This is a genomic window from Streptomyces curacoi, from assembly GCF_001513975.1.
GTDB lineage: Bacteria > Actinomycetota > Actinomycetes > Streptomycetales > Streptomycetaceae > Streptomyces > Streptomyces curacoi.
The window spans coordinates 116,894-143,159 of sequence record NZ_KQ947990.1 but is presented as its reverse complement, the minus strand read 5'-3'; the positions used below and the strand labels follow the sequence as shown (position 1 = coordinate 143,159).

Annotated in this window: 23 protein-coding genes and 1 pseudogene; 12 read left to right on the top strand and 12 right to left on the bottom strand. The window is 72.2% G+C overall.

What is annotated here, in order from left to right; translation table 11 throughout:
- Positions 1-28 precede the first annotated feature (28 nt).
- On the bottom strand, positions 29-1,684 hold the full coding sequence (cdgB, locus tag AQI70_RS23765) for a diguanylate cyclase CdgB (protein WP_062153378.1): 1,656 nt from the start codon (positions 1,682-1,684) through the stop codon (positions 29-31).
- 396 nt (positions 1,685-2,080) lie between these two features.
- On the opposite strand from cdgB, the gene AQI70_RS23760 reads away from it, so the two are divergent.
- The gene (locus AQI70_RS23760; RefSeq protein ID WP_079051451.1) at positions 2,081-2,680 is read left to right on the top strand and encodes a flavin reductase family protein; all 600 of its coding nucleotides are present in this window, start codon (positions 2,081-2,083) and stop codon (positions 2,678-2,680) included.
- A 68-nt stretch (positions 2,681-2,748) separates the two neighbouring features.
- Positions 2,749-3,282 (top strand): GNAT family N-acetyltransferase, encoded by a 534-nt coding sequence (locus AQI70_RS23755; RefSeq protein ID WP_062153374.1) that lies wholly within the window; start codon positions 2,749-2,751, stop codon positions 3,280-3,282.
- 293 nt (positions 3,283-3,575) lie between these two features.
- On the opposite strand, the gene arfB is transcribed toward AQI70_RS23755, so the two are convergent.
- Entirely contained in the window at positions 3,576-4,013 is a 438-nt protein-coding gene (arfB, locus tag AQI70_RS23750; RefSeq protein WP_062153372.1) for an alternative ribosome rescue aminoacyl-tRNA hydrolase ArfB, read from the bottom strand.
- Positions 4,014-4,172: 159 nt separating this feature from the next.
- Between arfB and AQI70_RS23745 the strand changes: the two genes are divergently transcribed.
- The 3 genes from AQI70_RS23745 (at position 4,173) to AQI70_RS23735 (ending at position 7,629) form a co-directional block, all read left to right on the top strand.
- The gene (locus AQI70_RS23745; protein ID WP_004000230.1) at positions 4,173-4,748 is read left to right on the top strand and encodes a TerD family protein; all 576 of its coding nucleotides are present in this window, start codon (positions 4,173-4,175) and stop codon (positions 4,746-4,748) included.
- 112 nt (positions 4,749-4,860) lie between these two features.
- Complete coding sequence (locus tag AQI70_RS23740) at positions 4,861-5,829, top strand: bifunctional GNAT family N-acetyltransferase/NUDIX hydrolase (protein ID WP_062153370.1); 969 nt, start codon at positions 4,861-4,863, stop codon at positions 5,827-5,829.
- A 240-nt stretch (positions 5,830-6,069) separates the two neighbouring features.
- Entirely contained in the window at positions 6,070-7,629 is a 1,560-nt protein-coding gene (locus AQI70_RS23735) for a M4 family metallopeptidase (protein WP_244181839.1), read from the top strand.
- Between the two features lie 42 nt (positions 7,630-7,671).
- Here the strand turns inward: AQI70_RS23735 and AQI70_RS23730 are convergent, their stop codons facing one another.
- Complete coding sequence (locus AQI70_RS23730; protein ID WP_062153366.1) at positions 7,672-9,078, bottom strand: M1 family metallopeptidase; 1,407 nt, start codon at positions 9,076-9,078, stop codon at positions 7,672-7,674.
- A 40-nt stretch (positions 9,079-9,118) separates the two neighbouring features.
- Between AQI70_RS23730 and AQI70_RS23725 the strand changes: the two genes are divergently transcribed.
- Complete coding sequence (locus AQI70_RS23725; protein ID WP_062153364.1) at positions 9,119-9,619, top strand: hypothetical protein; 501 nt, start codon at positions 9,119-9,121, stop codon at positions 9,617-9,619.
- A 215-nt stretch (positions 9,620-9,834) separates the two neighbouring features.
- Here AQI70_RS23725 and AQI70_RS23720 read toward each other — a convergent pair whose 3' ends face one another.
- Positions 9,835-10,536, bottom strand: coding sequence for a pentapeptide repeat-containing protein (locus AQI70_RS23720; protein ID WP_244181821.1), 702 nt, complete (start codon positions 10,534-10,536; stop codon positions 9,835-9,837).
- Between the two features lie 139 nt (positions 10,537-10,675).
- Here AQI70_RS23720 and AQI70_RS23715 point away from each other — a divergent pair, with 139 nt between their 5' ends.
- Together AQI70_RS23715 and AQI70_RS23710 are read left to right on the top strand one after the other, a co-directional pair.
- Positions 10,676-11,836, top strand: coding sequence for an FAD-dependent oxidoreductase (locus AQI70_RS23715; protein WP_062153362.1), 1,161 nt, complete (start codon positions 10,676-10,678; stop codon positions 11,834-11,836).
- 82 nt (positions 11,837-11,918) lie between these two features.
- A complete protein-coding gene (locus AQI70_RS23710; RefSeq protein ID WP_062153360.1) occupies positions 11,919-12,899 on the top strand; it encodes a zinc-binding dehydrogenase in 981 nt (326 codons plus the stop codon).
- 60 nt (positions 12,900-12,959) lie between these two features.
- Here AQI70_RS23710 and AQI70_RS23705 read toward each other — a convergent pair whose 3' ends face one another.
- Together AQI70_RS23705 and AQI70_RS23700 are read right to left on the bottom strand one after the other, a co-directional pair.
- Positions 12,960-16,214, bottom strand: a complete 3,255-nt coding sequence (locus AQI70_RS23705) for an IPT/TIG domain-containing protein (RefSeq protein ID WP_062153357.1) — start codon at positions 16,212-16,214, stop codon at positions 12,960-12,962.
- An 88-nt stretch (positions 16,215-16,302) separates the two neighbouring features.
- Entirely contained in the window at positions 16,303-17,709 is a 1,407-nt protein-coding gene (locus AQI70_RS23700) for an NAD(P)/FAD-dependent oxidoreductase (protein WP_062153355.1), read from the bottom strand.
- Between the two features lie 27 nt (positions 17,710-17,736).
- Between AQI70_RS23700 and AQI70_RS23695 the strand changes: the two genes are divergently transcribed.
- The 3 genes and pseudogenes from AQI70_RS23695 to AQI70_RS37695 form a co-directional block, all read left to right on the top strand.
- Positions 17,737-18,651: an aminoglycoside phosphotransferase family protein gene (locus AQI70_RS23695; RefSeq protein WP_062154100.1), complete on the top strand. Its 915-nt coding sequence runs from the start codon at positions 17,737-17,739 to the stop codon at positions 18,649-18,651.
- 9 nt (positions 18,652-18,660) lie between these two features.
- Positions 18,661-19,143 carry a GNAT family N-acetyltransferase gene (locus AQI70_RS23690; RefSeq protein WP_062153353.1) on the top strand — a complete coding sequence of 161 codons (483 nt, stop codon included), beginning with the start codon at positions 18,661-18,663 and terminating at the stop codon, positions 19,141-19,143.
- A gap of 62 nt (positions 19,144-19,205) precedes the next feature.
- A pseudogene (locus AQI70_RS37695) lies at positions 19,206-19,651 on the top strand (DUF4037 domain-containing protein); the annotation flags it as partial.
- A gap of 20 nt (positions 19,652-19,671) precedes the next feature.
- On the opposite strand, the gene AQI70_RS23680 reads toward AQI70_RS37695, so the two are convergent.
- The 6 genes from AQI70_RS23680 to AQI70_RS39245 form a co-directional block, all read right to left on the bottom strand.
- Complete coding sequence (locus AQI70_RS23680) at positions 19,672-20,940, bottom strand: wax ester/triacylglycerol synthase domain-containing protein (protein WP_062153350.1); 1,269 nt, start codon at positions 20,938-20,940, stop codon at positions 19,672-19,674.
- 51 nt (positions 20,941-20,991) lie between these two features.
- Positions 20,992-22,200: a beta-ketoacyl-[acyl-carrier-protein] synthase family protein gene (locus tag AQI70_RS23675; protein ID WP_062153348.1), complete on the bottom strand. Its 1,209-nt coding sequence runs from the start codon at positions 22,198-22,200 to the stop codon at positions 20,992-20,994.
- Positions 22,197-22,472, bottom strand: a complete 276-nt coding sequence (locus tag AQI70_RS23670) for a phosphopantetheine-binding protein (RefSeq protein WP_004000213.1) — start codon at positions 22,470-22,472, stop codon at positions 22,197-22,199. Before AQI70_RS23670 ends, AQI70_RS23675 begins: the two co-directional genes overlap by 4 nt.
- Positions 22,473-22,498: 26 nt before the next feature.
- Complete coding sequence (locus AQI70_RS23665) at positions 22,499-23,755, bottom strand: WS/DGAT domain-containing protein (RefSeq protein WP_244181820.1); 1,257 nt, start codon at positions 23,753-23,755, stop codon at positions 22,499-22,501.
- Between the two features lie 161 nt (positions 23,756-23,916).
- The gene (locus tag AQI70_RS23660; RefSeq protein WP_062153343.1) at positions 23,917-24,198 is read right to left on the bottom strand and encodes a hypothetical protein; all 282 of its coding nucleotides are present in this window, start codon (positions 24,196-24,198) and stop codon (positions 23,917-23,919) included.
- 73 nt (positions 24,199-24,271) lie between these two features.
- Positions 24,272-25,075 carry a hypothetical protein gene (locus AQI70_RS39245; RefSeq protein WP_062153341.1) on the bottom strand — a complete coding sequence of 268 codons (804 nt, stop codon included), beginning with the start codon at positions 25,073-25,075 and terminating at the stop codon, positions 24,272-24,274.
- A gap of 469 nt (positions 25,076-25,544) precedes the next feature.
- Between AQI70_RS39245 and AQI70_RS23650 the strand changes: the two genes are divergently transcribed.
- Positions 25,545-26,024, top strand: a complete 480-nt coding sequence (locus tag AQI70_RS23650; protein ID WP_004000209.1) for a hypothetical protein — start codon at positions 25,545-25,547, stop codon at positions 26,022-26,024.
- Positions 26,025-26,266 lie beyond the last annotated feature (242 nt).

Sequence of the window (26,266 nt, the reverse complement as noted above, 5' to 3'; positions counted from 1 at the left end):
GGATCGCATCAGCTCGCTGACCTGGGGGTTACCCAGCGCGTCTGTGTTGTTTGGGACGAGATCGTTTCTCGACGTACATCCGTTCGTCAGCAGACTTCAACACTTCGTCCGCAGTCATGCCGCAGTGTGCCCACCCGATGCCGAAGCTGGCGCCGACGCGGACGGCCCGTCCCTCGGCCCTGATCGGCTGGATGATCTCGTTGCGCAGCCGTACGGCGAGGTCCTGGGCGTCGGCCCGGCCGAGCCCGTCGGCGAGGATCACGAACTCGTCGCCGCCGAGCCGGGCGACGGTGTCGCCGTCGCGGACACCTCGGGTCAGCCGCCTGGCCACCTCGATGAGAACCGCGTCACCCGCGTTGTGCCCGAACCGGTCGTTGATCGACTTGAAGCCGTCGAGGTCGCAGAAGAGCACCGCGAGCCCCTTGGTCCCGTCGTCGCGCTCACCCTCGGTCGGGGCGACGGTGTGGACGTGGTGGTCGTAGGCCTCGTACGCCGCCGCGCCGGGCCGGAAGTCGAAGCCGTGGCCGTTGGCGTCGTAGGCGGGGTGGCCGTAGGCCGCGTCGACGGACTCCAGGGCGGCGCCCGGGTGGGTGGAGCGCTGGCACAGGCGGGCGGAGAGGCGGGAGCGCAGCTCGGCGGAGTTCGGCAGACCGGTGAGCGAGTCGTGGGAGGCGCGGTGGGCGAGCTGGAGCTCGCGGCGCTTGCGCTCCTCGATGTCCTCGACGTGGGTGAGCAGGAAGCGGGGGCCGTCGGCGGCGTCGGCGACGACGCTGTTGCGCAGGCTCACCCAGACGTACGTACCGTCCCGGCGCCCGAGCCTGAGCTCCGCCCGTCCGCCCTCGGCGGAGGTCCGCAGCAGCGTGCCGATGTCCTCTGGGTGGACCAGGTCGGAGAAGGCGTAGCGGCGCATCGCGGAGGCGGGGCGGCCGAGCAGGCGGCACAGGGCGTCGTTGGTGCGCAGGATCCGGCCGTGCTGGTCGCCGCCCATCTCGGCGATGGCCATGCCGGAGGGGGCGTACTCGAAGGCCTGCCTGAAGCTTTCCTCACTTGCGCGCAGGGCCTGCTGCTCGCGTTCCAGCCTCACCAGTGCCCGCTGCATATTCGCGCGTAGACGTGCGTTGCTGATCGCGATCGCCGCCTGGAACGCGTACATCTGGAGCGCCTCGCGCCCCCACGCCCCGGGCAGCCGGCCGTTGCGCGGCCGGTCCACGGACAGCACCCCGATCAGCTCGCCGCACGCGCCCTGCACGCCGGGCGTGTACATCGGCGCGAAGAGCCGGTCGCTCGGGTGCCACTCGTCCTCGAAGCGGGGCGCGGGGCCGTCGGTGTACCACTGCGGTACGTCGTCGTCGTCGAGGATCCAGCCCTCGGTGTGCGGGATGAAGACCAGGTCGCCCCAGCGTTCGCCCATGTTCAGGCGGCGCTCCCAGGACTCGCGGGAGCCGACGCGGCCGGTGATGAGCGCCTCGGCGGCCGGGTTGCCGGAGAAGGCCGCGACGACGAGATCGCCGTCGGGGCGCACGAGGTTGACGCACGCCAGCTCGTAGCCGAGGCCGGTGACGACGCCGTCGGCGACGGTCTGGAGCGTGTCCGCCAGGCTGCGGGCCGTGTTCATGTCCGCCATGACCTGGTGCAGTTGTCGCAGGGTGCCAAGACGGACATACGGCTCCGACTCGGTCTCCATGCTCGCCCTCCCCCCGAGACCTCGCAGCGAATCAAGGGTTCTCTTCGGCGTAACGTTCCTTGCTGGTTCCCCGCCACTGAATCACAGCGCGCTGCCCACTCGGTACACAGGGTCAACAATTAATGCCTCTTGTGACTCAAGTCACAGGTAAACGTGAACAATTGAGCGGTGTTTCTGCGTTTTTCCTGTGCGTTTACTGAACGCAAACTTTGAGCGTGTGTGGAGACGCCACAAAACAGCTCTGAACAGGCATGTCGAGGGAGCCGGAGAGGCCGCTCGACTCTTCACCGGTGTTCTCGCCCACTCCTTCCGTCGCCCGTCCGTCGCGAGTCCTAGGTCCGGACTCGGGCGGAGGCCCGATGTGGCGGAGGCGAGGACGAGATTAGCGTTTTCACCGTGCCGAACACTTCCCCTCCCGCGCCGCCCGTGACCGCCGTCGTCCCCGCCTCCCGCAGCGCCTCCGGGCATGCTGAGGGAGTGAGCAACGACGAGTTCCGTGCCGCCATGTCGCGGCTGGCCGCGGGGGTGGTCCTGGTGACCGCCCTGGAGCCGCCGCTGGACCCGGACGACCCGCACGCGCCGGCCGGCGAGGACGTCGGCATGACGGCGACGGCGTTCATGTCGGTGTCCCTGGATCCGCCGCTGGTCCTGGTCAGCCTGCGCGAGGGCTCCCGCATGGACGACCTGCTCGCCGAGCAGCCCCTGTGGGCGGTCTCGGTCCTCTCCGAGAGCCAGCGCCACATCGCCGGCCGCTTCGCCATGAAGGGCCGCGTCAGCGACCGCCTGCTGTTCGCCGACATCCCCTACGTACGCGGCAAGGAGACCGGCGCCCCCCTGGTGGGCGGGGCCCTGGCCACCCTGGAGTGCCGCACCGAGCAGCGGGTGACGGCCGGCGACCACACCCTGGTGATCGGCCGCGTCCTGGCGGCCTCGCTGCCGAGCTCGGACGGCGGGCCGCTGACGTATTTCCGGGGGCGGTACCGGCAGTTGGGGTGACGCCGCCGGATTGCGGGCGGGAGGAAAATCCGCTGGCCGCCGAAGATCACCCGGCATACGGTCCCCGAATGACATCGACTTCCGCGTCCGCACTCCGCCTCGAAGAGATCACACCCCGGAACTTCGAGGCCGCGACCGGCATACGCGTCCGCCCCGAGCAGGAATTCGCGGTCTCCCCGGTGATGCAGTCCCTCGCCGAGGCGTACGTCCATCCCGCCGGCGTCGCCTGGCCCCGTCTGATCGTCGACGGCGACCGCCCGGTCGGGTTCCTGATGGCCTTCTTCGACATCGACTGGCGCGGCGACGGCACCCTCCTGCGCTCCGGCCTGTGGCGGCTGAACATCGCCGCGCAGGAGCAGGGCCGGGGATACGGCCGGTTCGCCGTCGAGTCCGTGGCCGCCGAGATCCGCCGCCGGGGCGGCGATCAGCTGTACGTCACCTGGCACCCCGGCCCGAACGGCCCGGAGAACTTCTACCTCGGCCTCGGCTTCCGCCCCACCGGGGAGACCAGCGAGGGCGAGACGGTGGGCGTCCTGGAGCTGACCCCCGAAGCTGCCCCGGAGCGCGGCGAGGCCCTGTCGTTTGGATCAGGCCGGCTGTGAGGTCCGGTGCCTCGCAGCCGACCCGAACGGGGTCTGGTGCGTGCAGGGAGTGCGTGCCAGACCCCGCGACGCCGGGATGATCCGAACGACAGGGCCCCAGGCGCGACGCCCTGGACCGGCCCGACGTCGAGCCGGGACGTCCGTCCCGGGTCCGTCACGGTGCCGATCACAGCGATACGGCCCTCACGAACGCAAAGCAGGGCCACGCCGACCGAGTCGGCGAGGAGCGTGTCCTGCTCGGGACTTGCGGGAACGCGCGACGAACATGTGACAGCCGGAGCTCCGCCCGGGGGCTACCCCCAGTCCCGCCCGGACCGCCCCCGCTTGGTCTCCGAGCGCTGCTTCTTCTCCCTGAGCCGGCGCTCGTTGATCCCGCGCGGAATCCGGGTGGGCCTGCGTGGCTTGGGTGGCGGGGCCGTCGCCTCGGCGAGGAGCGCGGCGAGGCGTACGGCGGCGGTCTCGCGGTTGCGCCACTGGGAGCGGTGCTCGGAGGCACGGACGGTGACGACGCCGTCGACGAGACGACTCGCCAGCCGGTCGAGCGCCCGCCGCTTCCACACCTCCGGCAGCGCCTCGGTCCTCGCCAGGTCGAACCGCAGCTCGACCTGCGAGTCGCTGGTGTTGACGTGCTGGCCCCCCGGGCCGCCGGACCGCGAGAAACGCCACATGAGCTCGGCCTCGGGAAGCGAGACGGAGCCACGGATGACGTATGGACCAGACATGCCGTCCATGTTCCCCGTCCTGTCCGGTCCACGTCACGCGAATATCCCCTACGGGTGCTCTTTGGCAAAGAAAGTAAAGACACCTGGAACTTGAGGTACCCCTCTCCGCGTTCATAGGGGTAGCTGTAGCTTCTAGCCGTACCGCAACGAGGGAAGGGACTCCCAACAATGGCTGTAAGCCTGTCCAAGGGTGGCAACGTCTCGCTCACCAAGGAGGCTCCGGGCCTGACCGCCGTCACCGTGGGTCTCGGCTGGGACGTCCGCACCACCACCGGCACGGACTTCGACCTCGACGCCTCCGCGATCGCCGTGAACACGCAGGGCAAGGTCTACTCGGACGCCCACTTCGTGTTCTTCAACAACAAGCAGACCCCGGACAGCACCATCGTCCACACCGGTGACAACCGCACCGGCGAGGGCGCGGGCGACGACGAGGCGATCAACGTCAACCTGGCCGGCCTCCCGGCCGACATCGACAAGATCGTCTTCCCGGTCTCCATCTACGACGCCGAGTCGCGCTCGCAGAACTTCGGCCAGGTCCGCAACGCCTACATCCGCATCATCAACCAGGCCGGCGGCGCCGAGATCGCCCGCTACGACCTGTCGGAGGACGCGGCCACCGAGACCGCCATGGTCTTCGGCGAGCTCTACCGCAACGGCGCCGAGTGGAAGTTCCGCGCCGTCGGCCAGGGCTACGCCTCGGGCCTGGTGGGCATCGCGCAGGACTTCGGCGTGAACGTCTGACGGACGCTGCGCTGTGCGGGAGCCCCGGGCCGCGGTATGCCGTGGCCGGGGGCTCCCGGCGTCCGAGGGCTTGGGCGTACACCCGTCCGCGCCCCGCGATAAGTTGCCCCGCGTGATCCTCGCCCCCCTCCCCCGCACCCCCGACCACGACATCCCGGCCCCGCTGCTCACCGAGCTCACCGCCCTCTACGCCGCCAACCGCGACTTCCACGCCCTCAGCGGTGACTTCCCGGACCCGGACGACATCCGGCCGGAGCAGGTGGCGGCCGCGCTGGCGGAGGAGTTGGCGAATCCGGACGTGGAGGTGCTGCTCGCGCGCAGCGCGGGGCGGCTGGTCGGTATCGCGATCACCCTCGGCCGCCACCCCGACCCGGCCGACCCGGACCCGTGGATCGGCCTGCTGATGGTCGACGCGACGGCCCACCGCCAGGGGTACGGCAGGCAGTTGGCCTCCCTCGTCGAGGACCGTTTCCGCGCGGCGGGCCGTACGGCCGTACGCCTCGCCGCCCTCGACAACAACCCCAAGGGCCTGGCCTTCTGGACCGCCCTCGGCTACGAGGTCCTCGCCCACCGCAGGGACCGCAAGCTCAACCGCCCCTGCGCGGTCCTGCGCAAGCCGCTCACCCACCCCGCGCGCACTCCACGCCGAGCCGCCCGCGTCGCCGTACTCGACCCCGACGGCTCGGTCTTCCTCTTCCGGTACGACAACGTCGAGGTCGGCGTCCACTGGGCCCTCCCCGGCGGCGGGCTGGAGGCCGACGAGACGCCCCGCGAGGGCGCCCTGCGCGAGCTGCGCGAGGAGACCGGCTGGACGGACCTGGAACCGGGCCCCCTGCTGTGCACCTGGGAGCACGACTTCACCTACGCCGGCATTCCGGTCCGCCAGCACGAGCACATCTACGTCACCCGAGGCCCCCACCGCGACCCCACCGGCCCCCAACTCCCCGCAGCCCACGCCGCCGACGGCATCCTCACCTGGCGCTGGTGGACGCGGGCGGAGCTGGCCGCGGCGCCCGAGCCGGTGTGGCCACCGGAGCTGGCCCGCCTCCTGGACGAACTCGACGGCACACCGTCCGCATAGCGAACCGCCGGAAACGGCTTTCGGATACAAACACGTAAAGTCTTGACGGCGCTCTGTCAAACAAGCCATCCCGGGTGCCACCCTCTCCTCGCTCGCCGCAACTCTGTGCCCCACCTGTGCCTCACCCATGAGGCCAGCGACGAAGGAGAACGAGTGAGACAGCACTCCCGTGCCACCCGTGCCACCCGCACCACTCGCACGACCACCCTGCGCGCCACCGCCCTGATCGGCTCGGCGGCCATGGTCGTACTCGCCCTGCAGAACGGCCCCGCCACCGCGGCCCCCGAGCCGGCGTCCGCGTCCGCCTCCGCCCTCCCCCTCACCGCCTCCGCCCGCGCCGCCGCCATCCGGGCGGCCCAGGCGGACGCCGGTTCGACCGCCCGTGAACTCGGGCTCGGCGCCCAGGAGAAGCTCGTCGTCCGGGACGTCGTCAAGGACGCGAACGGCACGGTCCACACGCGGTACGAGCGGACGTACGCCGGTCTGCCCGTCCTCGGCGGCGACCTGGTCACGCACGTCACAAAGAGCGGCACCCTGAAGAGCGTCAGCAAAGCGACCGGCGCCCGCATATCCGTGGCCGCCACCGACGCCGCGATATCCGCCGCCACCGCACGGAAGTCCGCCCTCGCCGCCGCCGACTCCCCGAAGGCCACCGCGGCGAGCCCCCGCAAGGTGGTCTGGGCCGCCGGTGACAAGCCGGTCCTCGCCTACGAGTCCGTCGTCAAGGGCCTCCAGCACGACGGCACCCCGAGCGAGCTGCACGTCATCACCGACGCCCGCACCGGCAAGAAGCTGTACGACTTCGAGGCCATCGACACCGGCACGGGCACCAGCCAGTACAGCGGCACCGTCACCCTCGGCACCACCCCCTCCGCCTCCGGCGGCCACGACCTCACCGACTCCGGCCGCGGCGGCCACCGGACGTACGACCTGAACGGCGCCACGAGCGGCACCGGCACCCTCTTCCACGACGCCGACGACACCTGGGGCGACGGCACCCCGGCCAACCGCCAGACCGCCGCCGTGGACGCCGCCTACGGCGCCCAGGTCACCTGGGACTTCTACAAGAGCGAGTTCGGCCGCAACGGCATCCGGAACGACGGCAAGGCCGCCTACTCGCGCGTCCACTACGGCAACGCCTACGTCAACGCCTTCTGGTCCGACCAGTGCTTCTGCATGACGTACGGCGACGGCCAGAACAACCTCAAGCCGCTCACCTCGCTGGACGTGGCCGGCCACGAGATGACCCACGGGCTGACCTCCGCGACGGCGGGCCTGCGCTACAGCCGTGAGTCCGGCGGCCTCAACGAGGCGACCAGTGACATCATCGGCACCTCCGTCGAGTTCTTCGCGAACAACTCCTCCGACGCCGGCGACTACCTCATCGGCGAGAAGATCGACATCCGCGGCAACGGCACCCCGCTGCGCTACATGGACAGGCCCAGCCGGGACGGCAACTCCGCCGACTACTGGTCGCGCTCCGTCGGCCGCCTCGACGTCCACTACTCGTCCGGCGTCGCCAACCACTTCTTCTACCTGCTCAGCGAGGGCAGCGGCGCCAGGACCGTCAACGGCGTGAGCTACGACTCCCCGACCTACGACGGCTCCACGGTCACCGGCATCGGGCGGGACAAGGCGTACCGGATCTGGTACCGGGCCCTGACGACGTACATGACCTCCTCCACCGACTACGCGGGCGCCCGCACCACCACCCTGCAGGCGGCGAGCGACCTGTACGGCGCGAACAGCGCGGAGTACCAGGCGGTGGCGGCGGCCTGGAAGGCGGTCAACGTCAACTAAGCCCTGTCGTCCAGGCCCTGTCGTCGCCGACCGGGCCGGCCGTCATGGCCGGTCCGGCTTGCCCTCGCCGTACAGCCACTCGTCCCAGATCCGCCCGAAGTCCGTGTCCGGCGCCTTCTTCTCGACGTAGGCGGTGAAGTCGGCGGTGTCCGCGTTCCCGTGCCGCCGGTCGGCCGCCCAGCCCTGGACGATGTCGTAGAAGGCGTCGTCGCCGACAGCCTGGCGGATCTTGTGCAGGACCATCGCGCCGCGCTGGTAGACCGGGTCGTCGGAGATGTGCGCGGCGCTCGGCGGCTCGGCGGGCGGGAAGGACCAGAGGTCCTCGTGGTCGTCCTCGCCGTGGTCGTACAGGGCGTCGAAGGTCTCCTGCGCGCTGTCGCCGTCGTTGTCCTCGTCCCACAGCCACTCCGCGTACGTCGCGAAGGCCTCGTTGAGCCACATGTCCCGCCAGCTCTTCGGCGTCACGGAGTTGCCGAACCACTGGTGGACGAGCTCGTGGACGAGCAGTTCGGTGCCGGGGGCGCCGGGGAAGACCGGCCGGTTCTGGGTCTCCAGGGCGTAGTCGGCGGCCTCCTCGGGGGCGATGACCGCGCCGGTGGAGGAGAAGGGGTAGGGGCCGAAGTTGGTCTCGGCCCACTCCAGGACCTCGGGCAGCTCGGCGAGGACTTCGCGGCCGGCGTCGTCCTGGGAGGGGGCCACGGCGGTGTAGACGGGCAGCTCGCCGCCGCTCTCGGTGGTGACGGTGGAGCGGCTAATCCGGTAGTCGCCGATGGCGAGGGTGGCGACGTAACTGGCCATGGGTTCGTCGGTGCGCCAACGGAACGTCCTGCGGCCGTTGGTGGTGGTCTCGGCCGCCAACTCGCCGTTGGAGACGACCTCCAGCTCCTCGGGAACGGTGACCGTGATGGCGTACGACGCCTTGTCGGACGGGTGGTGACTGCCCGGGAACCACGTCATGGACCCCACCGGCTCCCCGAGGGCGAGGGCCCCGTCGTCGGTGGGGAGCCAGCCCTCTCGGGAGTCGTCGGGGTCGGTGATGGTCTCGGGACGGCCGGAGTACCGCACGACGACACGGAAGGTCTCCCCGTCGTCGAGGTCGCCGTGCGGGCGGACGACCAGCTCCTGGCCGTTACGGCTCCAGCGGGCGCGCCGGCCCTCCACCGTGACCCGCTCGACCTCCATGCCCTTGAGGTCGAGGTCGAAGGCGGAGAGGTCCTGGGTGGCGCGTGCGGTGATCTCGGCGGTGCCGGTGAGGTGGCGCTCGTCGGGGTCGTAGGCGAGGTCGAGGTCGTAGTGGGTGACGTCGTAGCCGCCGTTGCCGGCCTTGGGGAAGTAGGGGTCGCGCACGCCGGAACCGCCGGGCGTGCCCTGGACGCCGCCGCACGCGGTGAGGGCGAGGGCGAGCAGGCCGCAGGTGACGGTTGTGACAACGCGCGCAGAACGGGACATGCCAGTGATCCTATGAGCGCGGGCGTGACACCATCACTGCGTGCTCGACATCGGCTATGCCCTCTCCACCCGCTTCCCGGACCCCCCGCAGACGGACTACCGCCGCGCGGACGTCCGCGCCCTGCGCCATGACCTGTTCTGCGGCGACGTCTACCTCGCCGACACCAAGGCGGACCGGGAGTTGTCCACAGCCTGGGGATGGGTGCCGGTGCTCGACTTCGCCTGGGCCCTGTGCGACATCGTCGAGGAGCTGGACCGGGATCCGGCCGGTTCCCGCGCCTCCCGCCCACAACGCGCGGAACTGGACTTCACGGAGTCCACGGACCGCATGTTCTTCGAGCGGCGCTTCGGCTGGGTGGACATCGAGGCGGACTGGATGCCGGCGGAGGAGCCCCCGCTGACCTTCTCGCACGCCGAACTGCGCCGCGAGGCCCGCGACTTCCTGCACGACCTGCTCGCCGACCTTATCGACCTGCACGAGGACCTGGGCGAGAACCCGGCGATCTGGACCCTGCAGGCCCGCTTCCCGCGGGTGGCGTAGCCGACGCCGCGACGGCCCGCGCCGCGACAACGAAGGAGCCCCTCCCGTACGAACGGGAGGGGCTCCTTGTCAGAGCGCCGGGCAGGCCTTGCACCTGCATCTCCCCGCAGGAAGCGGGGCGTCTTTCCTTGGACCACCAACGCAGCACCGTCCGCCGTGAGTTCCGGCGAGCAGCTCAAGATCAATCATACCGGATCCCTCCCGGTGCCCTGTCCCTACTCCGCCGCCTCCACCCGCACCCCCATCTCCGCCGCCAGCACCGGCGCCAGATCCAGCAGTTGCGCAGGGCTGATCACCGCCCCGGCCAGCCGGTCCACCCCCCGGGCGATGTCCAGCTCGGCCGCCTTCCGCAGGTCCACGTCCGACAGGGTCACCCCGCTGAGGTCCGCCCCCTTCAAGACGCAGTCCACGAACTCGACCCGCTCCAGCCGGGCTCCCCCGAAGTCCGGCTCGACCAGGACGCAGCCCTCGAAGACGACGTCTCTGAGCCTGGCCTTGCGCAGGTTCAGGTAGTCGATCTTGCCGCCCCGGACCAGCACCCGCTCCAGCACGGCTCCGTGCAACTGCACCCCGCCCAGGCGGGCATCGACCAGCTCCACATCACGCAGCGTCGACTCCGCGAGGTCGGTGCCGACGCCCCGTAGGCCCGTGAGCACCGAGTCGAGAATCCGGGCGTGAGGGAGTCTCGTCTCGTCCAGGGCGCAGCCCCTCAGTGCGCAGTCCATGAAGCGGGCGCCGCCCCCGTCCTGTCCGGAGAGGTCCTCCTCCCGGAACTCCAGGCCGTCGTAGTCCCCGTCGGGCTCCAACCCCCCGTCCCGGTACGGATCGAGCGGCGGCAACCGCACCTCGGGCCGTCGCGCGCCCCGCACGCCGGCCCGGCCCGGACCGCCGCCCTCACCCCTCGCTCTCCTCACCATGACCCCATGCTGCACCCCACCACTGACAATCACCCTGACCTGCGACGACACCGGCGATGTCACATTCGGGGTACCGCAGCCCGTCCCACTCACAGAGAAGGGAAGACAGGCGACCCCGAGCCAGAGGGAGATCCCAGCCATGCACCGCATCACCGTCATCGGCGGCGGCTTCGCCGGACTCACCGCGGCGATCACCGCCGCCGAGGCGGGCGCCAAGGTCACCGTGCACGAAGCCCACCACACCCTCGGCGGGCGGGCGCGGACCGCCGAGGGGCCGTACCGGACGAACGACGGACCGCACGCCCTGTACAGCGGCGGCCCGCACTGGGCCTGGCTCAAGCAGCGCGACCTCATCGGGCCGCTCGCGCCGATCCCGCCCCTGGAGGCCGCCCGGCTCAGGCTGCGGCACAAGGGCGCCCTGCGCCGCACCCCGCCCTTCGCCATGCTCAAGCTGCTGCGGCGCGGCCTGCCGCAGGCGCCCGTGGACGTCGACTTCCTGACCTGGGCCACCGGCATCGCCGGTGAGGAGGGCGCCCGTGCCGCCGCCCACTACTCCGCCGTGGCCCTGTTCCACCACGACCCCGGCTCCCTGTCCGCCGCGTTCGTGCAGGAGCGGCTGCGCCGGGCCACCAGGCTGCCGCCGGAGGCGCACTATCCACAGGGCGGATGGGCGAACCTCATCGACCGGATGGCGGCCCGGGCGTGGAATCTCGGGGTGCGGATGGAGACCCTCTCCCGCGTCGACGAACTGCCGACCGACACGCCCGTGGTCGTCGCCACCTCCCTCGACGCCGCCCGCCGCCTCCTCAAGGACGACTCACTGACCTGGACCAGCGGTCGTACGGCACTCGTCGACCTCGCCGTGCGGACCCGGCGCGGGGATTCCTTCATCGTCTCCGATCTCGACGCGACCGGGTGGCTGGAGCGGTTCACCGCGCAGGACCGGTCGCTTGCTCCGGCGGGTGAGCAGCTGATCCAGGGACAGATCCCCCTGGCGCCGCACGAGTCCAGGGCCGACGGCGTCGCGCGTGCCGAGCAGCTCCTCGACCTCGGCTTCCCCGGCTGGCGCGACCGCGTCACCTGGCGGCGCACGGCCGTCGCGAGCGGCCGTACCGGCGCCGTCGACCTGCCCGGCACCAGCTGGCGCGACCGCCCGGCCGTCGACCGCGGTGACGGCGTCTATCTGACGGGGGATCAGGTCGCCGCTCCCGGCGTCCTGTCGGAGGTGTCCTTCAACAGCGCGCTCACGGCCGTGTCCCTGGCCCTCGGCCGGCGCACCCTTGACCTCAAGCAAGCTTGACGTTGCAGCATCGATCCGCCGCCCCCGCGACGGGGTTGGTTCCCGACCACTGCCCAGCACCGCATCCGATGGGGGACCCGCCATGCACGCCATCCGCCTGCACACCTTCGGCCCGGCCGAGAACCTCACCCTCGAAGAGGTCGACGACCCCGCGCCGGGCCCCGGCCAGATCCGTATCGCGGTGGCGGCGGCGGGCGTCCATCTCCTCGACACGGCCCTGCGCGAGGGCATCCAGGGTCCGGCGCCGCACCCGCCGACGCTGCCCACCATCCCCGGCCGCGAGGTCGCCGGAGTCGTCGAGTCCCTCGGCGAGGGCGTCGCCGCCCGCTGGCTGGGCAAGCGCGTCGTCGCCCACCTCGGCTTCGCGCCGGGCGGCTACGCCGAGCTCGCCGTCACCGCTGTCGACCGGGTTCACGAGATCCCGGCGAACCTCGACTTCGCCGAGGCCGTCGCCATGATCGGCACGGGCCGTACGGCGATGGGGATCCTGCAGTTCGCCGAGCTCGGCCCGGACTCGGTCGCCGTGATCCCGGCGGCGGCCGGCGGGATCGGCACCCTGCTCGTGCAGTACGCCAGGAACGCCGGCGCCGTCGTCATCGGTCTCGCGGGCGGGCCGGACAAGGCCGCCCGGGTGCGGGAGAACGGCGCCGACCTCGCCGTCGACTACAAGGACTCCTCGTGGCCCGGCAAGGTCCGCGCCTTCCTGGGCGGCCGGCCGGCCACCGTCGTCCTCGACGGCGTCGGCGGCGATGTCGCCCGCGAGTGCGTCGCCCTGCTCGGACCCGGCGGCCGGCATCTCGTCTTCGGCTGGTCGGGCCAGGGGCTCCACGACAGCGAGCCCTACGTCGTCGACGGCGTCTCCGAAAACGTCCTGGGTCCGGCGATGATGCGGAAGGCCGGCGGCCCCGACCCCGTACGCACCCTCGAACTGCGCGCCCTCGCCGAGGCCGCCGAAGGCCGCCTCACCCCGGCCGTACAGCGCTTCCCGCTCGCCGAGGCGGCGGCCGCCCACCGCGCCCTGGAGACGCGCGCGACCACCGGAAAGGTCGTACTGGAGCCGTGATCAGCCGGGCGAAGGGGCCCCACCGGACCGCGGAGCCCCTCCCCCACCCTGTGTCGGCGGTCAGCCGGCGACCGCCCGCGTCGCCTTGCTCAGCGCCGACCCGTCCTTGTGGCCCGTGCGGTGGGCGATCACCTTCACGGTGATCTTCTTGCCCTTCTGCGCCGGCTTCAGCACCAGCGACGACTTGGTCGCCCCGCTGATCACCTTGCCGTTCGCGTACCACTGGTACGAGTACGACGTCGCCGCCGGGCTCCAGGTCCCCTTGGACGTCGTCAGCGTCTTCCCGACCTTCACCGTGCCGCTGATCACCGGCAGCGCGGTCGCCTTGGGCGCGTCGCCCTTGGCCACGGTCACCGGCGCCGAGGTCGCCGACCCGCTGACCCAGCCCGGCCTGACCGCGGTGACGGTCACGGTGAGCTTCTTGCCGACCATCGAGGCCGGGACGGTGTACGTCGACGCCGTCGCCCCGCTGATCGCCGTCCCGTTCGCCTTCCACTGGTACGTGTACGACGACGGGGCCGCCGACCAGCTGCCGGGCGTGGCCGTGAGCTTGGCGCCCGTCCTGGCCGTGCCGGTGATCTTGGGAGCGGTCGTGTTCGCCAGCTCGGGCTGCGGGGTCACGGTGAAGGAACCGCGCGGGAACTCCCAGCCGCGCGTGAGCACGCTGACGTTCCAGGTGCCGGTGGCCGCGCCGGTCAGGTCGAGGGTCGCGGTCACCGTCCGGTTGTCCGCGGCGACCGAGTCGGCCTTCGCGGTGATCGTCTTGCCGGCCTGGCTGAGCCGGACGGTGACGTCCGGGCCGAGCGCGGTGCCGGTGACCGTGAGCTTCACCTTGCCGCCGGCGGCCCCGGTGTCGGGGCTGACCGCGGTGACGGCCGTCTCCTCCGTGCCGCACACCGGGGACGTACAGGTCAGCTCGGCGCTGTAGGCCGTGCTGGACGCCTTCTCGGGCAGGCCCAGGAGGAACACCGTCGGCGTGCTCTCCCGCGAGGAGCCGAGCGCGTCGCAGTCGTAGCCCTCCGGGATGTAGCGCGTGCAGCCGTTGGCCCAGGTCTTGGTGTTGTACAGGACCGGCACCGCCGTGGTGGCGGCGCCGGCGGTGTCCTTGATGTCGGTCTCGAAGCGGTCGAACCCGGCGGTCGGCAGCGCCGCGCACACCGCGGTGCGCGACTCGTCCAGGGTGCCGGTGACCGGCCCGTAGCCGTACGCCACCGACGGCACCTTGACGCACTCCGGCGCGGGCCCGTCGGCGGTCGCGATGCGCAGGGCGTCCAGGCGGTACTCGGGCGCCGCCTGCTGCGTGACCGGCGTCTGCACGAGGACCTGGTGAGTGGTGGACCCGGTGACCGCGCAGGGGGCGTTGCGGAAGGAGCACTCCATCCGGCCGTCCCCGGCGATGACCGCGGAGTTGGCGGTGCCGAGGGCGTCGCGCACGTTGACGTGCAGGACGTCGGTGGCCGCGGCGGTGGTCACCTGACGGCAGCCGAGGGTGCCGGGGCCGTCGTACGCGCTCTTCACGGAGGGCCCGCCGACCTTCGCGGCGGCCGTCTTCGTGCAGCCCGCCGAGGAGGCGCTCGCCGTGACGTCCCGCCGGGTCAGGGTGTACGTGGCCGCCTCGTCCCGGCCGGTGACCAGCACGGTGTGGGCCTTGCCCGGGGTCAGGGAGCAGAGGGTCCAGCCGTTGGTGGTGGCGTAGCGCTCGCAGACCCGCTTGCCGTCGGAGTCCAGCACCGAGAACGCCGCGGAGGCGGTCCCGGAGGTGGCGATCAGCTGGAACACCTCGGCGGCCGTGTGCGCGTCCGCCGGGATGCCCAGGCAGTGCGAGAAGACGCCGTTCCCGGTGGTCATCGTGGCCTTCGCGCCGTCCGCGGCGAAGCTGCCGGCGGGCAGCACCGGGCAGCCCTCGGCGACGTCGGTGCGGTGGAAGGCCACCGCGTAGGCGCCCGTCGCCGAGTCCCCCCGGTCCGCGGTGTGCACCAGCGCCCGGTAGGGCGCCGCACCGGTGAGCGCGCAGTCCCCGCCCCGGAGCTCGTCGTCGTCGCACTGCGGGGTGCCGGCCCGGTCCAGGACCTCCACCTCGGGGGTCAGCCCGGCCGAGGAGAGCGAGGTGAGCGCGGCGATCCGGGCGCCCTGCGGGACGTCCAGCGTCAGACAGTCGTACTGCCCGACCGTGCTCAGCTCGCCCTTGTGCAGCCCGGTCCCGGCCGCCACGCACCCGGCCTCGGAGGCACGGTCGAGAACGACCGGACCGGCGCGGGTGTCACGGAAGGGGTAGGTGCCGTCCAGGACGGCCGTGTAGGTGCCCGGCGCCTTGATCCGGCACGGGTCGGCCCCGTACCGGCACACGCTCAGTCCGGTCGCGTCGTACACCCGGGCCACCCCGACCTCCCGGTCGGCGCTCACCGAGTGCACGGTGTACGGGCCCGCCGCACCGGCGGTGAAGGTGAAGCACGGGTTGGTGGTGAGGTCCTGCTCCGCCAGCGGGCCGAACGGGCGGACCGGGGCGGTGGCGCAGCCCTGCGGGTCGCTGAGCCGGCGGACCTTCACGCCGTACTCGGCGGGGAAGCCGTTCTCCGAGCGGGAGACGGTGGAGAGCACCCGGTAGGGGCCGTCGCCGGGCAGGACGCAGCTGTCCTCGTCGTTCTCCGGGAACCGCTCGCAGATCCGCCTGCCGGTCGCGTCGGTGATCCAGGCGAGGGAGTCGCCGTACACCTTCGTGCCGTAGGTGAGCCGGACCCGGTCGCCACTCCTGCCCTCGAAGGGCTGGCAGTCGACCTCCACCCGGCTCACGGTGGTGCGGGTGACGTCCGGCTGGTCCCAATTGGTGCCGACGGGGTCCGCGCAGCCCTTGGCCGAGCCGAGCGGCACGAAGGTGACGGAGGTGGCCTTGTCCTCCCAGTCGGTGTTGCGGACCTTCAGCGTGTAGGTGCCGGCCGCGGGCACGGCGCACATGCCGTCCGTGGCGTACCCGTCGCCGTGGCAGTCCACCTCGCTGCCGTCGGCGGCGAGCAGCTGCCTGGCCATCGCGTTGCCGTAGCTGTCCTTCGCCGGGGCCAGATACAGGCCCGGCGTCTGGACGGTGACGGTGTAGCAGACGCTGGAGTCGGGCGCGACGGTCGCCTCGCCTACGGCGTCCCCCGGGTCGCCGAAGGGCGCGAGGGCGAGCGGTGCGCACTCCTGGTCGGCGGCGACGGCGGGGCTCGCGCCGGCCAGGGTCAGAGTCGAGGCGAACAGCGAGACGACAGCGGCGAACACGGCCGGCGCGACGGCCACCCGCCTCGGTCTCGCGGACGGACAGGAGTCGTCGTCAGACATGGAATCCCCCCGGATCATCGGTCGTTGAGGCGATGGTCGCACACGGGTGTGACAACGCACGCGTGAGTATCCGGGGGCGAAAGTTTCGTCAGTGCCGCCCGGCCACCCGGTCGGCGATCCGCGCCAGCCTCGACGACTCGGCGCTGTTGCCGGCGCTCTCCCGCCGGTCCGCGGCCCGGTAGGTGGCGTACAGCCCGTGCACTCCGAGCCAGCGCAGCGGTTCCGGCTCCCACTTGCGCACCTTGTGCCCGACCCAGGGCAGGTCGGTGAGGTCGGTCCGCATGCCCTGTCCCGAGTCCAGCTGCACCAGGTCGCGCAGCGTGCGGGCCGCCAGGTTCGCGGTGGCGACGCCCGAACCGACGTAGCCGCCCGCCCAGCCGAGCCCGGTCGACCGGTCCAGGGTGACGGTCGCGCACCAGTCGCGCGGCACCCCCAGCACCCCCGACCAGGCGTGCTCGATCCGCACCCCGGCCAGCGACGGGAAGAAGTCCACGAGGACGTCCCGCAGCGCCTCGACGGTCGCGGGCTGCGTCCGCCCGTCGTTGTCGGTCCGCGACCCGAAGCGGTACGGCACCCCGCGCCCGCCCAGCGCGATCCGCCCGTCGGCGGTGCGCTGCGCGTACATGTAGGCGTGCGCCATGTCGCCCAGCGTCTCGCGCCCGTCCCAGCCCACCGACGCCCACTGCTCCTCGGTCAGCGGCTCGGTGGCGATCATCGACGAGTTCATGGGCAGCCAGGTGCGCCTCTCGCCCTTCAGCGCGGCCGTGAACCCCTCGGTGCAGCGCAGGACGTAGGGCGCGCGGACGGTGCCGTACGGGGTGACCGCGTGCTTGGGCCGGATCTCCGTGACCGGCGTCAGCTCGTGAACCGTCACGCCCAGCGCCTCCACGGCCGCCGCGAGCCCCTTGACCAGCTTCACGGGGTGCACGCGCGCGCCGTGCGGCGTCCACGTCGAACCGACCGCGTCGGCCACCCGGATCCGCTCGACGGTCTCGCGGGCGCCGTACAGCTCGCGGTCCTTCTCGCCGTACGACAGCTCGTGCTCGTGGAAGGCCTTCAGCCGCGCCAACTGGGCGGGCGTACGCGCCACTTCCAGCACCCCGCCCTTGTGGATACCGGCGTCGATGCCCTCCGCCGCGGCGACCCGTACGACCTCGTCGACGGTGTCGTTCATGGCCCGCTGGAGTCGTACGGCCGCCTCGTGGCCGTGCTGTTTCGCGTACCGGTCGCGGCCCGCGATGCCGTTGTACAGCCAGCCGCCGTTGCGCCCCGAAGCCCCGTACCCGCAGAACTTCTGCTCCAGGACGGTGATCCGCAGGAAGGGGACCGCCTTCTTCAGGTAGTACGCGGTCCACAGTCCCGTGTACCCGCCGCCCACGATCACCACGTCCGCGGAGGCGTCCCCGGCGAGCGGCTCCCGCACCGCAGGGAGGCCGTCGTCCGCGTACCAGAAGGAGATGCCGCCGTTGACGGCACCGCTCACCGAGCTGCTCATGGCGAGGACGTTAATTCGGGTGAGGCGATTCCGGCAGACCAGTACGGTCACAAGGTGATCGACATTCCGCAGGAGCTCGCCGCATCACAGCAGCAGTACAACGGGGAGGCGGGCCGCGCCTTCATCGCCGAACTCCCCGACCTGACGGCCGCCTTCCTCGACCGCTGGGGGCTGACGGCCGACGGACCGCCGATGCACGGGGTCAGCGCCCTGGTCCTCCCCGTGCTGCGCCGGGACGGCACCCCGGCCGTCCTGAAGCTGCAACTCCTCGACGAGGAGAGCGAGGGCGAACCGGTGGCCCTGCGCGCGTGGGACGGCGACGGAGCGGTCCGCCTCCTCGACCACGACGAGGCGACCGGCACCATGCTCCTCGAACGCCTCGACTCCTCCCGCATGCTCGCGCACGTTCCGGACGTCCACGAGTCCGTCCTGGTCATCGCCCGCCTGCTGGCCCACCTCACGTCCTTCGCCGCGCCCGCCGGACTGCGCCGCCTCGGCGACATCGCGCGGGACATGCTGGAGGAGACGCCCTGGGCGCTGAAGCAGATCGGGGACCCGGGGACCCGCCGTATCGCCGCCGACTGCGCCGCAGCCGTACGGGAGGTCGTCGACGAGCCGGGCGACCGCCTGCTGCACTGGGACCTGCACGACGAGAACGTCCTCGCCGCCGAGCGCGCCCCCTGGGTCGCCATCGACCCCAAGCCCCTCGCCGGCGACCCGGGCTTCGAGCTGTGGCCCGCGCTCGCCAGCCGCTTCGACCCCGCCGACGTCCGCTGGCGCTTCGACGCCATGACCGACGTACTCGGCCTGGACCGGGCACGCGCGCGTGCGTGGACGTACGGCCGGCTGCTCCAGAACCTCCTGTGGAGCGTCGAGGACGGCGACGTACCGGAGGAGAAGGACCTGGAAATCGCCAGGCGCCTGCGCGACCCCCGCGGCTAGCCTCACCCCATGATCCGACCCGCGACCCCCGCCGACGTCCCCGCCATCCACACCCTCATCCGCGAACTCGCCGACTACGAGAAGGCCCTGGAGGAGGCGCAGGCCTCCGAGGAGCAGCTCCACACGGCCCTCTTCGGCGACCACCCGGCCGCCTACGCGCACATCGCGGCCGACGACGCGACCGGCGAGACCGTCGGCTACGCGATCTGGTTCCTGAACTTCTCCACCTGGCGCGGCGTCCACGGCATCTACCTGGAGGACCTCTACGTCCGCCCCACCGCCCGGGGCGCCGGCCACGGCAAGGCCCTGCTGGCCGAACTGGCCCGGCTGTGCGTGGAGCGCGGCTACCAGCGCCTGGAGTGGTCGGTCCTGAACTGGAACGCCCCCTCCATCGCCTTCTACGAGGCCCTCGGCGCCCGCCCGCAGAACGAGTGGACGGTGTACCGACTGACGGACGAGGCACTCACGGAGCTGGGCGCCGCAGGGCGGTAACAGCCGTGCACCCCTCGAACACACCCGCTTCGACCCAGCGCAGGGCGAACTGCACTCCGGCCACCGCCGCCCGCCTGGCCCGCGACCTGATGCGGCTGTGCCTGCTGATGGAGCGCCGCTACCCGCCGTACGGCAAATGGCTCGGCTGCGAGGTGCCCCCACGCCCTTCAGGCAGCGGGGGAGCCTTCGCCCGCACCGCCGTGGGCACCCGCCTGTCCCCCGTCCTCACCGCCGCGCTCGCCGCCACGGACTGGCCCACCCGCGAGCGCCACCTCGCCCAGGCGAGATCGTCGCGCGCCGGCACAACCGGCTCGGCCTGACCGACCGCGTCGACCCGGCCGTACGCCCGTACCACTCCCGGCCCTTCAAGGTCCTGCGCGCGGACCGCTTCGCCGCGGCCCTGACCGCCCGCATCAGCGACCCGGCCCTCCAGGAGCTGCCGCCCGTCGGCGCGGTGGACCAGTTCGTCGGCAGTAGGGACGTGCTGGCGCGGCCTGCTCTGGACAGGGCACTGTCCGGGAGCTTCCGTCAACCGGCGCAGGCGGCGGGCGTGTCCGTCGCCGCGACCGCTTTCAGGTCCTGGGCCACGGCCTCGCCGATCATCTCCGCGTCACCGGCGCGCAGATGGCCGACGACGGTGAGGGTGTAGGTGTCGGCGGTGCGGACGAGGCAGAGGTTCGCCGTGCCCGGCGGGGAGAGCTGCGGCAGGGGGACGATGCGCGACAGGGGACGGCCGTGCAGGCTGCTGGGGTTGTCCCGCCACTTGAAGGCGGTGCACAGGCTGGTGGTGACCTCGGGGCGCGCCAGCCGCCGGGCCATCACCCCGGCCAGCCACGGCACGGCACGCGCGGCGGCCTTCAGCGGGGGAAGGATCGCGCGGTGGACGTCGCAGCGGTGACCGAACGCCGCGACCAGGTCCTGGCACGCCTGCAGTCGTGCCACCGGGCACTCGGTGTCGACGGGCAGCGGGATGCGCAGGGCGGTGACGCCGTTGCCGAGCTCACCGGCGTTGTCGCGGGTCCGCAGGTCGACCGGGACCGTGGCGTAGAGGGGGGTCGGCCCCTGGGGCCAGGACCGCGGGGGTCCGTAGCAGGCGCGCAGGGCTCCGGCGTACGCGCTGAGCAGAAGTTCGTTGAGGGTCGCTCCCCGTCCGCCGGCCGGGCGTCCGCGGGCCGTACGCATCACCTGCGGATCGAGGTCGACCACCGCCACCGACGGCCGCGGTTCGCCGGGGGGAGCCGAAGGAAGGGGCTGGCCGGGGATCTCGATGCGGCGCAACTCCCTGCCCACCGCGGCGGGTTGGACGCGTGGGCGCGGCGGGGCCGTCGCGGGCGGCCCGGCGGGGCGGGGCGGTGCGGCGTCGTCCATCAGCAGCCGGAAGAGGGTCTCCAGGGATCTGCCGTCCAGCAGCGCGTGATGGGCGAGCAGCACGAGCGCGTGTTCGCCCGCCGGGGTGGCGTGTGCCGTCACCAGCAGCCGCCACAGGGGCCGTTCGGACGGCAGCGGGTGGCTGACACCGGCGGTCAGCAGGGCGTCCAGGTCCTGGTCCGTGGCGGTGATGTGCACGTCGGGATCGAACGGCCGGGCGGCTGTCCACCGGTGGCCCGACACCGCCGTCGGCCCGGCGGGCGGCGCGAGGAGCCGGCTCATCCGCTCCAGTGCGCCCCATCGGTCACGGACCCGGGACCGCACCTGCGCCAGGTCGAGCGGCTGCCCCGCAGGAAACACCGCGGCGATGCCGATGGTCCCCGGCAGCCCGTTGCGCAGGTGCCCTTCCTCGACGGCCGTCAGCCTCATGTTCCACAGCCTCTCGTTCCTCGGTCCCCCCTTCGCTGGTCCCTTCGCTGATCAAGCGTGGGGTGAATCGAACACGACACAGGCGTTGTGGCCTCCGAAGGCGAAACTGTTGCTGATCACCGGGCCGTCCGGGATCTTGCGCGGTTCCGTGTGGATCACGTCGAGTTCGCATCGGGGGTCCAGCCGCGTGAGATGCGCGGTCGGAGGGGCCAGCCCTTCGCGCACGGAGCAGGCCGTGATCACGGCCTCCAGCGCTCCCGCCAGCCCGAGCCCGTGCCCGGTCACCGACTTGGGGGCGGTCACCGGCACCCCGCGGGGGCCGAACACGGCGGTGATCGCCTGTGCTTCCGCGACGTCGTTCAACTCGGTCCCGGTGCCGTGCGCGTTGACATGGGTGACGGCCTCGGCCGTCGTCCCGGCGTCGGCGAGCGCCTGCTCCATGCAGGCCCGGGCACCGGCACCGTCGGGATGCGGTGCCGTGAGGTGGTGGGCGTCGGAGGTACGTCCGTACCCGGTCAGCATGGCGTGGATCCGGGCGCCCCGCGCGCGGGCCAGGTCCAGCCGTTCCAGCACCAGGAACGCCGCCCCTTCGGCGAGGACGAAGCCGCGCCGCCCGACGTCGAACGGCCGGGACGCGGCGCCGGGCTCCTCGCACTCGGTGACCATCGCGCCGGACCGGCCGAAGGCCAGCGCGGTCGTGGGGGTCAGGGGGCTGTCATGGCCTCCTGCCACCACCACGTCCGCGCAGCCCGCCCGGATCATCTGCATCGCCTCACCCACCGCGTGCGTCCCGGACGCGCACGCGGTGGAGATCGTCAGGCTGGGGCCGGTGATGCCGAGCCTGGCGCTGATCCAGTACGCCCCCGCGTTGTGCATCAGCCGCGGCGCGTACAGCACATCGGGATGTCCGATGCCGTTCTCCTGACTGATCACCCCGCCGTAGCCGGTGCCGGTGACCACCGCCCGACGGCCGGGGGCGGCATGGAGTCCTCCGGCGTCCTCCACGGCCTCCGCGGCGGCGCACACCGCCAGCTGCACCGACCGGTCGGCCCGCCGCACCTCCTTGGGCGCGAGGTGGCCGGAGGGGTCGAAGTCGGTCATCGGACACGCGGGGTACACGACGGCGCCCTCGGCGTCGAAGGCATGCAGCCGCGTCGCCGAACGGCGCAGCACGAGACTCTCCCACAGCGCCTCCGGGGTCGCCCCGGCCGCGCAGCGCACTCCCAGGCCCGTGACGGCGACGGCGTGCCGGCCGGTCATCGGGCGAGGGGGCTGGAGGCGGCGTGGGCGCGCATCCGCACGATGAGGTCGGCGACGTCACCCACGGTGGACACTCCGGTCTTGTCGGTGCCCCGCAGGGACACCCCGAACAACTCCTCCGACGCCGCTTCCAGTTCGGTGATGTCCAGGCTGTCCGCGCCCAGATCGGCGACCAGCCGCGCCTGCGGCACCACCGCCTCCGGCGGCACCGACATCACCCGCGCGCACAGCGGGCGCAGCGCTTCCCATACGTCCCCGTGTTCCGCTTCCATGCAACTGCCTCCATCTCCTGGTGCCGTCAGGGCTTGGCTCGCACCGACGGCGTCACCATCCGCGCCCATGTCTCGAACTCCGTGACAACCGCGTCGGCGATCCGTCGCGCGTCGTCCGGGCGCAGGTTGCACACCACGGTGAGCGTGTACGCGTCCCCTGCCTGCGCCAGGGCGAAGCTGACCGTGCCCGGGTGCTGCAGGGGCGGCAGACCGACCGTGCGCACGAGCGGACGGTCCTGGAAGGTGCTCGAACCGCCGGGCCACTTCATGGCGGTGGTCGCGGTCGCCGCGAAGCAGGAGCGCCGACCGCGGTTGGTCAGCAGCAGGGTCACCCAGGGTCCCGTCCGCCGTACCGCTTCCGCCGCCGGAAACAGCACGGTGGCGTGGACGGCGGCCCGGTCGGGCACGGCGGCCATCGCGGCCTGACACGCCCGCAGACGCGCCACGGGACCGTCCACGTCGACGGGCAACGGAACCCGGACGACCGTGAGGGTGTTCCCGAGTTCTCCCGGATTCACCCGGGTGCGCAGATCACACGGTACGGCCGTGTACGCGGGCTCGTCCCGCTGCCGCCACCGCCGCATCGGACCGTACCGGGCCCGCAGTGCCCCGGCCACCGCCGCCACCAGCAGCTCGTTCAGTGTCGCGCCCCGGCCGTCGGCAGGCTGCCGGCGTGCCGCCCGCACCATGTGCGCGGGCAGTTCGGTCACCGCGACCGAGGAGTACGTCTCCTGCGCGGACCGCATCGGCAGGGCCTGCCCCGCGGCCGTCATCACCCTGAGCTCCCTGGCCGCCGCGCGCAGCCCGGTACGCGGCAGCGGCGCCGGCCGGACCGAGTCCCGCACCGCCGCGGGGCCGTCCATCAGCGAGCGCATCACCGTCGCCAGGGAGCGCCCGTCGAGGAGCACGTGCTGGGCGACCAGCGCCAACGCGAACCCGCCGCCGTGCGCCGCGTCCGGGACGACGAAGAGCCGCCAGGGCGGCACCCCGTCGAGGAGCGGCCGGTCCACGCTCTGCGCCCACAGGTCGTCCAACTTGTTCCGCGCCACGGCGACATGCGCGGCCGGATCGAACGGACCCGGTACCACCCACCGCGCCGTCCCGCCCTTGCCCGGGGGACGGTCGAGCACACAGCTCATGCGCTCCAGCCCCGTCCACCGCTCGGCGACGCGCGCCCGCACCCGGCCCACATCGGGCTGCTCGCCGGAGAAGACCGCCGCCAGGCCGACAACTCCCGGACACCCGTTGAGCAGCAGCATCTCGTCGGCACAGGACAGTCTCATGCGATAGGCCGCCATACGCTTCCTTTGCTGTCCGTTCCGTCCAGGAAGGCAACGAAATCACCCTACACGCAGGGTTACGCGAGTTCACTGAACGCGTATGCCTCACAGTGCAACGCCCGCCCCATGGTGGAGCGGGCGTCGAACCGAACGCTTCGTACGGACTACTTGAGTGCCTGGCTGTTGCAGCCCATGTCCGACCCGAGGTGGCTGGGCTGCGCACCCGGGGAGCCCTCGCCGTTCAGCAGGTTGCCCGCCAGGCCGTTGACGAGACCGACGCTGCCGAGGACATCGATGTTCATGTCGTGCGAGCGGCACTCGATGCCCTGCGTGATGTCGAGGTCGTGGGCCCCCGCCTCACCGTGGGCGAGGGCGGTGCCGACCCCGAGGGAGCCGACACTGCCGAGGACGGCCCCCACGAGGGCGACCTTCTGAAGCTTGCGCATTTGTTCTCCGTTGTCGAGCAGATGTGGTGTGCAGCGGATCGGGTTGAGACGGTGGACGCTTACGGCCAAGCCCTCAGCCGACCCGGGGCAGGCCCAGCTGACCCACGGGAGGCGCAGCGACCTGTCCGAGGCCGAGCCCGGGCACCTGCGGCGCGCTGGCCGGCGAGATCAGCGGGTTGATCAGCGGGTTCACCTCGGGGTTCACCTGCGGGTTCACCTGCGGCGCGACCCGCGGCGGGGGCTCCGGGTTGAAGACCTGGGGAGCGTGGACCTGCGGGGCGACCTGCGGCATGACCTGCGGCGCCGTCTGCGGGGTGACCTGCGGCACGACCTGCGAGGCCGGGTGCGGGGCGGCCGGCTGCGAGGCGTGCGGCGAGTTGGAGGCCTGAGCGGCGCCGCCCGACGCGGCCGAGGCGGAGGCGTAACCGGCCTGCGGCTGCGGGGCGGGAGCCGGGGCCGGGGCCGGGGCGGGCATGGGAGCCGGGGCCGGAGCCGGGGGAGCCGCCTGCGGCACCGACTGCGCGTACGAGTGGGGACCCGAGATGTGGGCGGTGCCCGTCGAACGGGCCGTAGCCTCCGCCGCGCTCTGCTGGGGCGGCGCGTAGTGGGGCGCGGGTGCCGGGGCGTACTGCGGCGCGTACTGCGGAGGAGGTGCCGGCGCGTACTGCGGCGGCGCGTACTGCGGAGGAGGTGCGGGCGCGTACTGCGGCGGCGCGTACTGGGGAACAGGGGCCGCGTAGTGAGGCGCCGGGTACTCGGGCGCCGGAGCACCGCTGTACCCGACGGGATATTCGGCGGCCTCGCTGACGCCGGCGCCGATGGCGGACAGACCGCCGGCCGCTGCTACGACGAGCGCGGCCTTGTGAAGCTTGCGCATGGAACCCTCGGCCCTTCATTACCTGTGCAGGGAAATCCGTTGTATTCAGTGCAGTCTTGCGTGCGCTCAGTCTGATATTCGTACTGCGCCCTTACAGGGGTAATGCCTGAGCTGTCATGTGGACTTCACGCCGAAGACGGCAGCGGATCCCGTTGCCTCTCTCTCTGACCTGATCGCTGCCCTCTCCCCGCTGGCAACGACAATTCACCGGCCAGGTCACGGGATCCGAAATCCCGTCACTCAATTGCCATCGATCGTATTACCGGTTCTTTTTCCGGTGGATGTGAATCACTCGGCAAACGGGTGACCACGCCCCGACTCACGTGACTGGGGCGCCACTTACCTCGTTCCCCACAGGCCAGAGCGGTGACCCATCGCAACCGCGCAGGGCGGCAACAGCGGCAACGGCTGCACTGGCTCACAGGTTTTCCATACGTTCCATGCACAGGTCAATGAAGGCCGAGGTTCCATGCGCAAGCTTCAGCACGTCGCGCTCGTCGTAGCAGCAGCCAGTGGTCTGTCCGCCATCGGCGTCGGCCCCAGCGTCGCCGACGCTCCCGTCGGATACAACGGTGCTGCCCCGCCCCCCGCTCCACGGCAGGACGCCCAGGCCACTTCGTGGAGCCGCACGCAGGCCACCGTGCAGAGCTCCGGCACCTCGACTCCGCAGCGGCAGTCGGCCCCCCAGCGGGGCGCCGAGGTCAGCCCGCAGGTCAGCCCGATGCTGAGCCCGCAGATCAGCCCGCAGATCTCCCCTCAGCCGGCGGGGCACACCGAGAACTTCAACCAGAGCAACCTCTTCCGCCCGTACCAGGAGTGCAGCCCGCAGTCCCTGCTCAACGCGGCCGTCCCGGTCGCCGTGCTCGCCGCCGCGGAGAGCACCGGCGTCGACTGCGACCAGGCCAACAGCCAGGCGAACGCCGTCGCCCACGCCCGCTCCAGCCGCTGAGGCGAATTCCAGCAGCAGACCTGGCTCGTGCGCTGACCACCGCTCCCGGCTCCGGGTGATCCGACTGAGGCTCGGCGGGCGGCGACCGAGGCGTTGTTGCCGAACGGCACATGTCCGGCCGCCCGCCTGAGCACACCGAGCGGCAGCCGACCCACCGGCGCCTGTTCCGCCATCCCCCGTATTCCTCCCCGCCGTTCTCCGGGCGACTTACGACCGCCCCCGAGCGCCGTGCGCTCCCCCCT

What these genes read in the sequence shown, in the direction of transcription:
- AQI70_RS39245 (WP_062153341.1), bottom strand. Translation starts at nt 25,075, where the DNA reads ATGCGCAAGCTTCACAAGGCCGCGCTCGTCGTAGCAGCGGCCGGCGGT.
- AQI70_RS23730 (WP_062153366.1), bottom strand. Translation starts at nt 9,078, where the DNA reads ATGTCCCGTTCTGCGCGCGTTGTCACAACCGTCACCTGCGGCCTGCTC.
- AQI70_RS23700 (WP_062153355.1), bottom strand. Translation starts at nt 17,709, where the DNA reads ATGAGCAGCTCGGTGAGCGGTGCCGTCAACGGCGGCATCTCCTTCTGG.
- AQI70_RS23660 (WP_062153343.1), bottom strand. Translation starts at nt 24,198, where the DNA reads ATGCGCAAGCTTCAGAAGGTCGCCCTCGTGGGGGCCGTCCTCGGCAGT.
- AQI70_RS23690 (WP_062153353.1), top strand. Translation starts at nt 18,661, where the DNA reads ATGATCCGACCCGCGACCCCCGCCGACGTCCCCGCCATCCACACCCTC.
- arfB (WP_062153372.1), bottom strand. Translation starts at nt 4,013, where the DNA reads ATGGACGGCATGTCTGGTCCATACGTCATCCGTGGCTCCGTCTCGCTT.
- AQI70_RS23670 (WP_004000213.1), bottom strand. Translation starts at nt 22,472, where the DNA reads ATGGAAGCGGAACACGGGGACGTATGGGAAGCGCTGCGCCCGCTGTGC.
- AQI70_RS23710 (WP_062153360.1), top strand. Translation starts at nt 11,919, where the DNA reads ATGCACGCCATCCGCCTGCACACCTTCGGCCCGGCCGAGAACCTCACC.
- AQI70_RS23705 (WP_062153357.1), bottom strand. Translation starts at nt 16,214, where the DNA reads ATGTCTGACGACGACTCCTGTCCGTCCGCGAGACCGAGGCGGGTGGCC.
- AQI70_RS23745 (WP_004000230.1), top strand. Translation starts at nt 4,173, where the DNA reads ATGGCTGTAAGCCTGTCCAAGGGTGGCAACGTCTCGCTCACCAAGGAG.
- AQI70_RS23720 (WP_244181821.1), bottom strand. Translation starts at nt 10,536, where the DNA reads ATGGTGAGGAGAGCGAGGGGTGAGGGCGGCGGTCCGGGCCGGGCCGGC.
- AQI70_RS23680 (WP_062153350.1), bottom strand. Translation starts at nt 20,940, where the DNA reads ATGAGGCTGACGGCCGTCGAGGAAGGGCACCTGCGCAACGGGCTGCCG.
- cdgB (WP_062153378.1), bottom strand. Translation starts at nt 1,684, where the DNA reads ATGGAGACCGAGTCGGAGCCGTATGTCCGTCTTGGCACCCTGCGACAA.
- AQI70_RS23735 (WP_244181839.1), top strand. Translation starts at nt 6,070, where the DNA reads ATGGTCGTACTCGCCCTGCAGAACGGCCCCGCCACCGCGGCCCCCGAG.
- AQI70_RS23755 (WP_062153374.1), top strand. Translation starts at nt 2,749, where the DNA reads ATGACATCGACTTCCGCGTCCGCACTCCGCCTCGAAGAGATCACACCC.
- AQI70_RS23665 (WP_244181820.1), bottom strand. Translation starts at nt 23,755, where the DNA reads ATGAGACTGTCCTGTGCCGACGAGATGCTGCTGCTCAACGGGTGTCCG.
- AQI70_RS23650 (WP_004000209.1), top strand. Translation starts at nt 25,545, where the DNA reads ATGCGCAAGCTTCAGCACGTCGCGCTCGTCGTAGCAGCAGCCAGTGGT.
- AQI70_RS23715 (WP_062153362.1), top strand. Translation starts at nt 10,676, where the DNA reads ATGCACCGCATCACCGTCATCGGCGGCGGCTTCGCCGGACTCACCGCG.
- AQI70_RS23675 (WP_062153348.1), bottom strand. Translation starts at nt 22,200, where the DNA reads ATGACCGGCCGGCACGCCGTCGCCGTCACGGGCCTGGGAGTGCGCTGC.